At 71.0% G+C, this 12,465-nt stretch carries 8 protein-coding genes; 3 read left to right on the forward strand and 5 right to left on the reverse strand.

Features of this window, described 5'->3' with window-relative positions; all coding sequences use genetic code 11:
* Nucleotides 1–25 precede the first annotated feature (25 nt).
* Complete coding sequence (locus JRI60_RS54720; RefSeq protein WP_204221019.1) at nucleotides 26–3,475, reverse strand: tetratricopeptide repeat protein; 3,450 nt, start codon at nucleotides 3,473–3,475, stop codon at nucleotides 26–28.
* Nucleotides 3,476–3,546: 71 nt separating this feature from the next.
* On the opposite strand from JRI60_RS54720, the gene JRI60_RS38525 reads away from it, so the two are divergent.
* Complete coding sequence (locus JRI60_RS38525; protein ID WP_239469968.1) at nucleotides 3,547–3,966, forward strand: hypothetical protein; 420 nt, start codon at nucleotides 3,547–3,549, stop codon at nucleotides 3,964–3,966.
* A gap of 305 nt (nucleotides 3,967–4,271) precedes the next feature.
* On the opposite strand, the gene JRI60_RS38530 is transcribed toward JRI60_RS38525, so the two are convergent.
* Nucleotides 4,272–5,216 (reverse strand): SDR family oxidoreductase, encoded by a 945-nt coding sequence (locus tag JRI60_RS38530; protein WP_204221021.1) that lies wholly within the window; start codon nucleotides 5,214–5,216, stop codon nucleotides 4,272–4,274.
* 17 nt (nucleotides 5,217–5,233) lie between these two features.
* Nucleotides 5,234–6,088 carry a lysophospholipid acyltransferase family protein gene (locus tag JRI60_RS38535; RefSeq protein WP_204221022.1) on the reverse strand — a complete coding sequence of 285 codons (855 nt, stop codon included), beginning with the start codon at nucleotides 6,086–6,088 and terminating at the stop codon, nucleotides 5,234–5,236.
* A gap of 120 nt (nucleotides 6,089–6,208) precedes the next feature.
* Between JRI60_RS38535 and JRI60_RS38540 the strand changes: the two genes are divergently transcribed.
* The gene (locus JRI60_RS38540; protein ID WP_204221023.1) at nucleotides 6,209–7,465 is read left to right on the forward strand and encodes a DUF2252 family protein; all 1,257 of its coding nucleotides are present in this window, start codon (nucleotides 6,209–6,211) and stop codon (nucleotides 7,463–7,465) included.
* A 6-nt stretch (nucleotides 7,466–7,471) separates the two neighbouring features.
* Here the strand turns inward: JRI60_RS38540 and JRI60_RS38545 are convergent, their stop codons facing one another.
* On the reverse strand, nucleotides 7,472–8,068 hold the full coding sequence (locus tag JRI60_RS38545) for a DUF4136 domain-containing protein (RefSeq protein ID WP_204221024.1): 597 nt from the start codon (nucleotides 8,066–8,068) through the stop codon (nucleotides 7,472–7,474).
* A gap of 202 nt (nucleotides 8,069–8,270) precedes the next feature.
* On the opposite strand from JRI60_RS38545, the gene JRI60_RS38550 reads away from it, so the two are divergent.
* Nucleotides 8,271–11,435 (forward strand): serine/threonine-protein kinase, encoded by a 3,165-nt coding sequence (locus JRI60_RS38550; RefSeq protein WP_204221025.1) that lies wholly within the window; start codon nucleotides 8,271–8,273, stop codon nucleotides 11,433–11,435.
* Between the two features lie 85 nt (nucleotides 11,436–11,520).
* Here JRI60_RS38550 and JRI60_RS38555 read toward each other — a convergent pair whose 3' ends face one another.
* On the reverse strand, nucleotides 11,521–12,465 hold the full coding sequence (locus JRI60_RS38555) for a polysaccharide deacetylase family protein (RefSeq protein ID WP_204221026.1): 945 nt from the start codon (nucleotides 12,463–12,465) through the stop codon (nucleotides 11,521–11,523).

Here is a 12,465-nt window from a genome sequence, read left to right on the forward strand (position 1 = left end):
CTCGGGCGGGGGGGATTGCCTCACGCTACCTGCCCCCTGCCCGGCGCACGAGGGCCGGCAGGGCCTTCCTCACCCGGCCCGCCTCCGGAGAGGCCGGGGCCAGCTTCAGGAAGGTCTGGTACGCCTGCACCGCCCGCGTCACCTCCGCGGGGTTGCGCACGAGCGCGTCCGCCTGGGCCAGCCAGACCAGTCCGTCCACGGGCTCCAGCTCCACCGCGCGGGCGAGCGCCTTCATCGCCGCCGCCTCGTCCCGCTGTTTGAGCGCCACCTGCCCCAGCACCAGGTGGTTGCGTCCGGAGAAGGGCGCCAGCCGCACCGCCTCGTCCGCGGCCGCGCGCGCATCCTTCGTCGCTCCGGCGGTGAGCAGCACCCGCGCCATGGCCGCCTGGGCGAACGCCTTGTCCCAGACGGTGGGCGCCTTGTCCGCGATGGCCTGCAGCGCCTTCGCCGCGGCCCGCCCACCCGAGTCCTTCACCCAGTGCTCGCCCACCTGGCCGCACGGAGAGTCCGGCCCCTCGCGCCGCGCCGCCTCGAAGGCCTTCTCCGCGTTGGTCTCCAGTCCCTGGCGCAGGAAGGCCAGGGCGATGTCGCAGAAGGTCTCCGCCGATCTGGCGTCCAGCCGGTTGGCGTTCTCCAGCGCGCCGAAGCCGCCCTTGGTGTCCCCCAGGGCGAAGAGCACGTCCGAGCGCACGCGGTGCGCCTCGGGATCGTTGGCCACCAGCTTCACCGCGCGCCCGGACGCCGCCTCCGCGTCCTTCATCCGCCCGGCGTGGTACAGCGCCATCGCGAAGCCCTTGTGGGCCGTGGCCGCGCCCGGGTTGTCCAGCTGCCACTCCTCGAACTGCTTGAGGGCCTCGTTGGTGCGGCCCAGCGCCAGCAGCGCCCGGCCGAGCGCCTCGCGCGCCTCGCCGTGCGCGGCATTGCGCTCCACCGCCTGCGTCAGCGGCTTCATCGCCAGGTCCGGCAGCCCCCGGGAGATGAGGAGCCGGCCCAGCGCGCACGGGGCCTCGTAGTCCCGCGCGTCCTCGGCCACGGCCGCCTCGAACAGGGAGCTCGCCTTGTCCAGGGCCTTGTCCTGCAAGTACATCTGCCCCAGCGCCGTGCGCACCTCGGCCTTGGCCCGCTTCGTCGCCGCGAGCGTCTTCTCCAGCGCCTCGCGCGCCCGGTCCCGCTCGCCCTCGGCCGCGTCCGCCTGGGCCAGGTAGACGATGGCCTCGGGGGGATAGTGGTCCTCCACGCGCGTGCGGGCCACCTCCACCCGGACGCGCTTCCAGTCGCCCAGCCGCGCGTACGCCGCGGTGCGCACCAGCGCCACCTGGCGGCCCTCACCCTCCACCCGGGTGAGCACCTCGCGCTCGCGGTCACGGTCCAGCATGGCCCAACCCAGGCCCGCCATCGCGTCCTCGCTGTCGGGCTTCAGTTTGAGCGCCTCCTCGAAGGCGCGCTGGGCGGCGGACATGTCACCGGCCGCGCGGTTCGCCTCGCCGAGCGCGAGGAAGGTCTCGTAGGCCAGCGGGCCCTTCATCCCCTCGGCCAGCAGCGTCCGCGCGTCGCGGGCCTTGCCGAGCGCCGTCATCAACCGGCCCTGCACCAGCCGCTGGCGATCTCGCAGCGACACGGGCAGCGCCGGGTCCCTGGCCAGCTCCTGCGCGTCCGAGAAGGCCGAGTCCAGCTCCTGGCCGAGCTCCAGCCGTCCCTCGGCGACGCCGAGCCGCGCCACCGGGTGCTCCGGGGCCAGCTTCGCGGCGGTGGTGTACACCGCGAGGGCATTCACCGGATCCCCCGCGTCCCGGTAGTACGCGCCGAGCGACACCAGGGCGCGCACGTTGCGGGGCGACAGCTTCAGGGCGCGCGAGAAGCGCTCCAGGGCCTCCTTGGCCTTGCCCTGCTCCAGCAGGATGCCGGCGGCCAGCGCCTGGGCCTCCGAGGTCTCCACCTTCGCGCCCAGGAGGGCCCGGCGGGCGGAGTCGCGGCCCTGGGTGTCGGCCACCAGCACGTCCACCACCAGGGCGAGCCCCGGCTGCTCCGCGCGCACGCCCGGGTGGTTCAGCGCGTCGAGCGCCTGCGTGCGCTCCCCGGCGGCGCCACTGTCGGCGTAGCGCAAGGCGTGGGTGTAGGCCGTGAGGGCCCAGGCCCGGGTGTTGTCCTCATCCAGCCGCACCACGTGGGTGAGCAGCGAGAGCGCCTCCTGCCGGGAGGGCTCCATGTCCTTCTCGATGAGCCGGGCGACATGGTCCAACGACGCGGCGAGCGCCTCGCCGCCCTGCTTCGCCCGGATGACGAGGAACACGCCGAACAGCACCACCAGGGCGCCCACCGCCGCCATCGCCTTCAGCGTGCGGCCGGAGAAGATGGTGCCGGTGCCCTTGGGGAGGAGCTTCTCGCGCAGCTCCCGCTCGTAGGCCGCGGTGAGGGCCGCCACGTCCTGGACGGGCAGGCGGGCCACCGGGGCGGCGACCGGCACGGGTGCCACCCGGTTCTCCGCCGTCGCCTCGGGCAGTTCCTCGAGCAGCCCGCGCCGGTTCCCCGCGGCCGTGAGACGCTCGGTGAGGGCCTGCGGAGGAGGCGAGAGGACGGGCCCGCGCTTCTCCTCCAGGGGAGGAAGATCCGCGAGCAGGCTCCCTTCACCCGACGCGGTGGACTCCTCCGACGCGGCGTCCCCTCCACTCCCAGCCTCGGAGGAAGCCTCCACGGGCGTGGCCGGCGGCTCCTCGTCGAAGGGCAGCTCCACCTCGGCGGTCAGGATCGACGAGACATCCACGGACCCAGCCGCCTCCGGAGCGCTCACGCCCAGGGCCTCGTCCGGAATGGCCACGTCCGCCAGATCCAACACCGGCCCGGAGTTGTCCTCCGGGGCCGGGGTGGGCGCCGGCTCGGCGGGAGCCGTCACCACCTCGGAGGCCAGGGCTTCCAGGACGGGCTCCTGGGGAGCCTCCGCGGCCGCCGCGTCGGGGGACGCGTCCGACCCGGACGCCTCGGCCTGCTCGGAGCCCTCGGCCCTGGCGGCGGCCTCCTCCGCGGACTGGGGCTCCAGGGCGTTCAGGTCGCCGAAGGCCGGCGCGGGCCCGCCCGCGAGCGCGGCCTGGGCCTGCTCCATCCACCCGCGCACGCGGCCGTCATTGGGCTGCAGCGCCAGCGCCTTGCGCAGGATGGGCAGCGCCGAACGGTAGAGGCCCCGCTGCAGCAACACCTCGGCGATGAGGTTGTAGGCGTGCGGGTTCTCCTTGTCGATCGCGACGGCCTGATCGAACTGGGCCATCGCCTCGGCGGGACGCCCCATGAGGATGAGGGCCTTGCCCCACAGCACCCGCCCCGTCACCGAGTTGGGGTGATGGGAGATGCCCTGCTCGCACACGGCGATGGCCCGGGCGTGCTCGCCCTTGGCGACCAAGGCCTTGGCCAGCTCGACGAAAACAGAAGATGCAGGATCCTGGGCGAGGAGCTGCTCGTAGCGCTCCACCAACGATTTGGCCATGCGGCCCGGGACCATAGCACCGGGTCCCCTTCCGTTTCGCCCCCTCTGGAATGGGTGCTAGCGTCCTCCAGGTGATTCGCCTGCTTGCTTTACTCCTGGTGTTCGTCCTGGGTGGGGCGTGTGCCCACACGAAGAAGACGTCGGACCTTCAGACCCTGCGTCCCGTGGTGGAGGGATTCCACCAGCGGGTGCGCTGGAAGGACTACCGGTACGCCATCCGCTACATCGTCCCCGAGCGGCGCCAGGACTTCGAGAAGGCGCGCCGGGAGCAGCATGACGAGAGGGACCTGTCCATCACCGACTACGAGATCGAAGACGTCCAGCTCGTGGAGGAAGGGCAGCGGGCCATCGTCACCAGCCGCATGGAGTGGATGCGCCTGCCCTCGGTGACCCAGCAGAGCGACACCGTCACCTCGGAGTTCATCTACCGGGACGGCACGTGGCTGCTGGAGAAGCAACGCGGGGGCCCCTTCGACGGCGAGCTGCCCTAAAAAAAAACCGCCCACCGCCTCGGGGCCGGCCGAAGCGGTGGGCGTCGGAGGCTCCCCAATGGAACCTCCTAACCAGGTTCGCGGGGTGAGGGGCTGAAGTGGCCCGCCCTCACCGCGCTTCATGCCTGGCCTATAGAGCAATGCGAGTGCCAACCTCTCGACGGCCCGGTCTCCTCGTGAGATCAAGGGGTTGCACGCATCCCCCCTGTGAACCCCCGTGCCAGAAATGCCACGGCCCCTGACACGCATGTCAGGAGCCGCTTGGAACGACACCGCTGTCCGCCCATGACACGTGTGTCAGGGGGCTACTCGCCGACGACGGAGCGGATCGTGTCCCGCATGGAGTAGCGGGGAGACCAGGACACGTCCTTGCGCCAGCGCGAGCCGTCCACGTTGCAGAGGAACTGGATGTGATCCAGCTCGGGCGGCGGGAAGTTGGCCAGCCGGTACTTGAAGAGCAGGCCGAGGAGCGGCCGGGCCACGGGGTGCGGCACGGGGATGGGGCCGTGGCCGAGCTCCCGGTGAATGGAGGACAGGGGCACCTCGCCGGGGCCCACCACGTTGTAGACGCCCTTGGGCTCGGGACGCAGGGCGGCCTCCACCATGGCGCGCGCTACGTCCTCCACGTGGATGAGCTGCACCATGGGGTCGAACCCCGCCAGCACCCAGGGGTGGCGCAGCCGCAGGTAGTTGCTGGGGGCGTTCTTGATGGTGGGGCCCACGATGTGGACGGGCCGGAGGATGACCGTCTGGACGTCGGGGTGCTTCCAGAAGAAGCCATGCGCGAGCATGTCGACTTCGATGAGGTCACGCACCCCCGAGAAGCGGCTGGCCGCCATGAGCGGCGCGTCCTCGGTGAGGAAGTTGGAGTTGTCCGGGCTGGGGCCGTAGACGTTGGCCGAGGAGAGGACGACCACCTTGGGCACGCGGTAGCGGGCGCAGTACTCGAGCAGGCGCGTGGTGCCCACCACGTTGAAGGAGTGGTGCTCCTCCTCGCTCATGCGCGGGTCGTGCATGATGCCCATGTGGATGACCGCGCGGATGTCGTTCTTGCGGAAGACGTCCTCCGCCTTCTTCTTGCGCAGGTCCAACTGGTGCATCTCGACGTCCTTGGGCCGGCCCACGAAGGGGCGCCGGTCGATGCCGATGATGCGCTCGTGCTTGTGCAGCAACTTGGCCAGGGTCCGGCCCAGGTTGCCGCTGATGCCGGTGACGACGACGGCCGGTCTCTTGGAAGGATCCTGATTCATGGCGCGAGTGCCGGGCTCTACCAGAAGACGCCCTGGCGCTCCTTGAGTCCCTGGTTGAGCATGGCCTGGATGGCGGACTTCACGGTGCGAACCTTCTTGTCCAGCTCGGAGTCCTCGTCGTCCGCGCGGCCGGTGAAGCGCAGCGGGTCTCCGAAGTAGATGCGGTACTTGGTGGGCAGCGGCAGGGGCATCCCGGTGACGGTGAGGGGGAAGGAGGGAAAGCCGAGCAGTTTGGCCAGGGGCTTGACGTCCACGAGGGCCGGGGCCTGCTCCTCGGCGCCCACCACGGCGATGGGGACGATGGGGGTGTCCGTCTCCAGGGCCAGACGCATGAAGCCCAGGCCGAAGTCCTGGAGCTGGTAGCGCTGGGGCCAGAGCTTGCCCAGGCCGCGAACGCCCTCGGGGAAGACGAGGATGGCCTCATCGGACTCCAGCAGGCGCCGGCAGTTCTCCGGGGTGCCGACGATCTGCCCCACCCGGGCCATGAAGGTGGAGACGTACGGCAGCGTGGGCACCCACTTCTCCACCATGCTGCGGATGGCGCGCGGCGGGTCGGCCTCCAACAGCAGGGCCACGCCGATCATCGCCCCGTCCATGGGTAGCTGGCCGGAGTGGTTGGAGATGAAGAGCACGCGCCCCTTGGGCACCTTCTCGATGCCGTAGGTCTCCACGCGGTGGTAGTTGCGGTACAGCCAGAAGAAGGGGGCGAGCGCCGACAGGCTGTAGTCGAGGTTGAAGCCGAAAGGATCCACCCCGTACTCGTTGCCGGTGCGGGCGAGCGCCTCCAGGCGCGCCTTGCGCTCCGGGCCCATCATGCGCTCCGTCCACTCCCGGAGCTCCTGCTTCACCTTGTCGCCGAGCTGCTCGAGCATGGAGCGTGTGTCTACACCATCGCCCCCGCCTCCGGGAGGGGAACGCGGCCGGAGGGCCGCTCCGTTGCCATCCCGAAGACGCCTCCGGTGACATTCGAGCGTCCCGCACTCCATCCCGGCATGCGTGGCTCCTCCTCCCGGCCCACCGGCGAACCCCCGCCCCGCCCTCCGGAGCGGGCCGTGGCCTTCACCCACGACTACAACACGCGGCTGGAGCTCCCGGCGAGACGGTTGGAGGAGAAGGAGGTATTGATGAGGGAGAGCGCCTCCGCCTTCTTCCGGGCGATGCCGGCGCTCTTCCACGAGGACCTGCGCGGACCGTGGCGTGACGCCTCGCGGTTGTTGGACCACCCCGCGCCCTGGATTCCCGTGGTGGGAGACATGCACATCGGAAACCTCGGGACCGTCCGCGGCCCCGAGGGCAAGGCGGTGTGGGGACTCAACGACTTCGACCAGGCCGCCCCCGGCTCACCCGAGGTGGACCTCACGCGACTGGCCACCAGCGCCGTCCTCACCGCGCGCGAGGCCGGGTTGGGAGCCAGGCGCCAGGAGAAGGCCGTCGAGGCGCTCGGCCAGGCGTACTTCGGCGAGTTGGAGCGGCTCACCCGGGGAGGAAAGAACCCGGGCCCCTTTCTCGGCAAGAAGGAGGCGGAGGGCTCGGTGGAGGAGCTGATCGCCAGGGCCCGGGACGTCACGCCCGAACAGGGGCTGGAGAAGTACGTCCGCCTGGATGGGGAGAACGGGCCTCGCTTCCAGAGCAGTGACACGCTCCGGCCGGTATCGCCGGAGACGCGGGATGCCCTGGAGACCGCGCTCGGGCCCTATGAAGCGGGCCTGAGGGGAGTGGAGCGCGTCGCCCTGCCCCTGCGAGTGCTCGATTGGGCGCGGCGGCTCGATGCCGGGGGCAGCAGCTACGGTCTGGCTCGCTATTACGCGCTCGTCCGCGCGAAGGATGCGGACGAGCCTCCCATCCTCCTGGAGCTGAAGGAGCTGCTCGCGCCGAGCCTCGAGTGGCCTCCCGTGCCCGCGGAGGGAGCATCCGTGGTGAGGTACCAGGAGGAATTCGGCGCGGACTGCAATCCGCTCACCGGCGCCGTGGCGGTGGACGGCCGAGCGTTCCTCATGCGCGAGTTGGAGCCGGAGAAGGCCCGGCTCGACGAAAAGGCGCTGAACAGCGACAAGGAGCTCCTCTCGGCCTTCGCGCAGGCGGCGGTGGTGCTGGCACGGGCACATGCGAGCAGCCGGGCCCGGGCGGACGTGCTCGCGCATTGGGTGGGCGACGATGCGAAGGAAGCGACGAAGCGGCTCGTCTCCTTCGCGAGGGGTTACGCGGACCAGGTCCAGGCGGACTGGCGGGCCTTCCGAGAGGGGAAGTAGCTCCGGTCACTGCTTCCTGGGCTTCGGCGGGAAGCGCTCCAGCATCTCGTCGACGGCCCCGTTGATGAGCTTCTGGCTCTTCTCCGCGTTCATGTTGTCGGACAGCCGGGCCTGGGCCGAACCACGCCAGACGAGCTTGTTCGAGTCCGCGTCCACGACATCGAGGATGAGCGTGCCCTGCTGGTACTCGCGGATGACGGTCTCGGGGGCGAGTCCCGAGCCACCGTATGCGACCGGACCATAGAAGGGGTCGTACCAGGGGTCCCAGGCGTAGCCGTAGAACCTGTTGATGGTCTCCGCCTCGACCTTGTCCTGGATGGCGCCGTGCCAGCCCATCTGGAAGTCCGGGTTCTCGCCCGGCTCCACCTTCTTGTAGCCCCGAGACGCCAGCTCCTGGTCCACCGCCTGCTGGACGCGGGCCTGGATGATGGGGTTGTAGATGCGGGTGTCCGCGCCGTCCTTCATGGGCAGCCAGGCGTAGGTGCGGAAGGTCCGCAGCGCCTGCACGGCGTTGGGGTCGTAGTTCGTGCTCGTCTTGATGCCCGAGCAGGCGGCGAACCCCAGCACCAGCAGTGCTCCAACCAGACGCGATGACAAGGACATGTCCTTCTCCTCCTGCTCCAGGGACCTTTCACTCCTGGACGATAGGCATCCAGGAGGGTCCACACCCGAGCGACACTCGCCTGCCCCTCCGGTGGGTTCGGGCCCCCTGGGAGGGAGCCAGACGACCTGACGGCTACAAGGCTCCGCCCGTCCGGGGTATGACTGTCCGGCCGGCGACAGTGCATACTCAGGAGGCACACACATGAGCGACGTGGAGCCGCGAGGGAGAGGGGACGCGGACACCGGCTCCACGGAGGAGGCTCCTACCCTCATCCGGACCCAGGACCCGGTGCCGATGCCGACCGACCCGGACCTGGACGTCCTGGGGGAAGCCGCCACCCAGGTCCGCTCCCTCGCCCCGCCGCCGCCCGCCCGGGAGCCCGCGCCCCGCCCGTCCGGGCCCGTCTCCCTGGCACCCGGGCAGACCCTGGCCGGCCGCTACACGGTGCTCAACTCGCTCGGCCGCGGCGGCATGGGCGAGGTGGTGGCCGCCTACGACTCGCGTCTCGACCGGCGCGTGGCCCTCAAGCGGCTCCGCCGCGAGCTGGACTCCAGCCAGTCCCCCCAGGATCTCGAGGCCCGGCTGCTGCGCGAGGCCCAGGCCATGGCCCGCCTCTCCCATCCCCATGTGGTGGCCATCTACGACGTGGGCACATTGGAGGACGGCTCCATCTTCATCGCCATGGAGATGGTGGAGGGGCAGACGCTGCGGCGCTGGTGCGAGCAGGCCCCGCGCTCCTGGCGGGAAATCCTGGCGGTCTATCTGGCCGCGGGGCGGGGGCTGGCGGCCGCGCACGAGGCGGGCCTCGTGCACCGCGACTTCAAGCCGGACAACGTGCTGGTGGGCAACGACGGGCGGGTGCGGGTGACGGACTTCGGCCTGGCGCGAGCCGAGTCCTCCCCGGCGCCAGAAGCCCTCCCGAGCATCACGCCCCTCTCCCTGCCCCAGGGTGCGTTGGACAGCCCCCTCACCCTGCATGGCACGCTGCTGGGCACGCCACGCTACATGGCGCCCGAGCTGCTGCGAGCCGGCTCCGCCGATGCGCGCAGTGACCTGTTCGCCTTCTGCGTGGCCCTCTACGAGGCCCTCTACGGGCGGCACCCCTTCGCGGGCGCCACCCAGGCCGAGTCCATCCGCGCCCAGCGCGAGGGGCGGGTGAATCCCCCACCCTCCGACTCGGACGTCCCCGGATGGGTGGCGCGCATGCTCCTCCAGGGCCTGAGCGCGGACCCCGCGCAGCGCCCCGCGTCCATGAAGGAGCTGGTCGCGGCCCTGGAGATCGACCCGATGAGGCGGCGCCAGGCCCGGAGGCGCATGGCGGCGTTGATGGCCCTCGTCGCGGGACTGACGGGGCTGGCCGTCTGGGGCTGGATGATGCGCGAGGAGGAGGAGACGGGATGCGCACACGTGGAGCGCAGACTCGCCGGCACCTGGGACGAGACGGTGAAGGCCCGGGTGCAGCAGGCCTTCCTCGGCACCCGCCTGCCCTACGCGCGGGACACCTTCGCGCGAGTGTCCGTGCTGCTCGACGGATACGCGGGCACCTGGGTGAAGCTGCGCACGGAGGCCTGCGAGGCCGGCCAGGACGGGGCCACCTCACCGAGGGACCCGGCCGTGCTCCAGGTGTACTGCCTGGAGCGGCGGCGCGGTCAGCTCCGAGCCCTGACGGAGCTGTTCGCCCGCGGCTCGGATCCGGGGAAGCTGTCGAAGGCCGTGCAGGCGGCGCAATCGCTGCCGCCGCTGGAGGCCTGCGCGGATGTCCAGTCGTTGATGGCGACGGTGCCTCCGCCGGAGGACGCGGCCGCGCGCGCCCGGGCCCAAGCGCTGCAGGAGCAGGTGGATCGCCTGGAGACGCTGTGGCTGGTGGGCGAGTACCGCGAGGGGCTGTCGCTGGGCGAGCCCCTGCTGCGCCAGGTGGAGAAGCTCGGCCATCCCCCGCTCCAGGCGCAGGCCCTGTACCAGGTGGCCAACCTGAAGGACGCGATGGGCGACTACGCGGGGGCCGAGGAGATGGCGCGGAAGACGATCCCCCTGGCCGCGCGGAGCAAGGACCTGGTGCTGGTCGCCCAGACCTGGAGCCTGCTGTTCCGGGTGGTGGGGTGGAGGCAGGCGCACCACCAGGAGGCGCTGGACATGAAGCTGGCGCTGGAGTCGGCGGTGGAGTGCGCGGATGACGACCGCACCCGCGCGGACTCGCTCAACCAGTTGGGCAACGTGTTCCAGCAGATGGGCCGGTACGAGGAGGCGCGGGCGCAGTACGAGCGCTCACTCGCGCTCCGGTTGAAGGTGCTGGGGCCCGAGCATCTCCTGGTAGCGGTCTCGCTCAACAACCTGGGCACCGTGCTCGGGGAGCTGGGGAAGTACGAGGAGTCACGGGCATCGTACGAGCGTGCCCTGGCCATCCGGGAGAAGATCCTCGGACCCGACAACCCCCTGGTCGCGAACTCCTACAGCAACCTGGGCACCGCTTTCGACGCGATGATGAAGTACGAGGAGGCGCGCGTGCTGTACGAGCGCGCCCTGGCCATCCGGGAGAAGGTGCTGGGACCCGAGCACCCCGATGTCGCCACGCCCCTGAACAACCTGGCCATCGCACTCGACGCGATGGGCCGGTACGAGGAGGCCCAGGCGCTGCACGAGCGCGCCCTGGCCCTGCGCGAGAAGGTGCTGGGGCCCGAGCATCCCGACGTGGCCATCTCCCTTGGAGGCCTGGGCAACGTGCTGCGGGGAATGGGCCGGTACGAGGAAGCCAGGGCACTGCACGAGCGCGCCCTGGCCCTGCGCGAGAAGGCGCTGGGGCCCGAGCATCCCGACGTGGCCAGCTCGCTCAATGACCTCGGACTGGTGCTCCAGGCCATGGGCCGGTACGAGGAGGCGCGAGCACGGCATGAGCGCGCGCTGCTGCTCCAGGAGAAGGCCCTGGGGGCCAGTCACCCCGACATCGCCTTCTCGCTCAACGAGCTGGGCAGCACGCTCCGGAAGATGGGCCGGTACGAGGAAGCGCGGGCGAGACAGGAGCAGGTACGGATCCTCCGGGAGAAGGCGCTCGGCCCCAGTCACCTCCTGGTGGCGGATTCGCTCGGAAGCCTGGGCCGCACCCTCGTCCGCCTGGAGCGGTGGGACGAGGCCTCGCGCGCTCTGGAGCGTGCCCTGGCGCTCTGGGAGAAGGAGTCGAAGCCCCCTCGCCAGGGGTACACCGAGAGTCTCCTGGGAATGGGCGAGCTCCTCCTGGCCCGGGGCCGGACAGCCGACGCACTCCCACGGCTCCAGCGCGCCCTGGAGCTCGCCCCGGCTGATCTTCGCTCCGAGGTCCAATCCGCGCTGGAGCGCACGCACGAACGGACGGCCCAGGGGCCCGTGCCCTGATGCCATGGGTTCAACCCGGGGACGAATACCCTCACCCCGTCCCTCTCCCAGAGGGAGAGGGGTATTATTGGTGATGGATTGCTCTCTAGACGGTCGTGGAGAGGTGGGCGGCAGCGTCCCGCAGCGTCACCACGTCGTAGTCGGACTTCAGCCAGTCGAAGAGCGTCTTCAGTCTCTTCAGTTTGTGCCTGGCGGGCACCCGCAGGTCCCTCTGCTGGCGCACCAGCTCGGGCGGGATGCCGTCCTCCGCGTCCAGCACGTCCACCGCGTGCAGCTCGAAGTTGAAGAACGTGTCTCCCCCGAGCGCGCGGTACGCGGCTCGAATGGCCGGCAGCGGCAAGGTGATGGCGAAGGTGCCGATGAAGGGGAAGCGCACCCCGGGCGTCACCGCCATGGGCAACTCCAGCACGGCCCCCGAGCCCCGCGAATAGGGCTGTGTCGGGTCCGGTCGATACGGCGTGCGTGGCGCGAGCAGCACGCGCGGTGAGTCCAGCACCGCCCGCGAGGGCCGCCCCAGCAGCGCCAGCGCCCCCATCACCGCCGCCTTCGCCGTGTAGTACGGGGCCGCGGGAAACGCCGACGAGCCGTAGCGATAGCCCCGCTCCACCGTGGCCGCGTACAGGGCCGCGTTGAGCGTGTAGCCCGGCGCACGGAAGCCCACCGGCCTCGCGCCCGTGGCCGCCTCGAGCACCTCGTCCGCGCGCCGCAGGTCCTCGCGGATGCTCTCGGGTGCGCGCCGCGTCAGCGCGTAGTCGTGCGAGAAGCTGTGACTCGCCACCTCCACGCCCGCCTCATGTGCCGAGCGCAGTGCCGCCGCGGCCCCCGTGTCCGCCTCCACGTCCTCGCCAATGGCGAAGAACGTCCCAGGGACGCCCACCGACTCCAGCAGCTCCCTCAACCGGGGCACCGCCTTCGTGTAGACGAGCCCCCGCGCCCGCGCGTCCAACAGCGACTCGGGCAGTCCGTGGATGCGGCAGTAGTGCGGCAGCGAGTCCAGGTCGACGGAGATGGATGCCAGCCGCCGTGCCAC

The sequence above is a fragment of the Archangium violaceum genome (genome assembly GCF_016887565.1).
Taxonomy (GTDB): Bacteria; Myxococcota; Myxococcia; order Myxococcales; family Myxococcaceae; genus Archangium; species Archangium violaceum_B.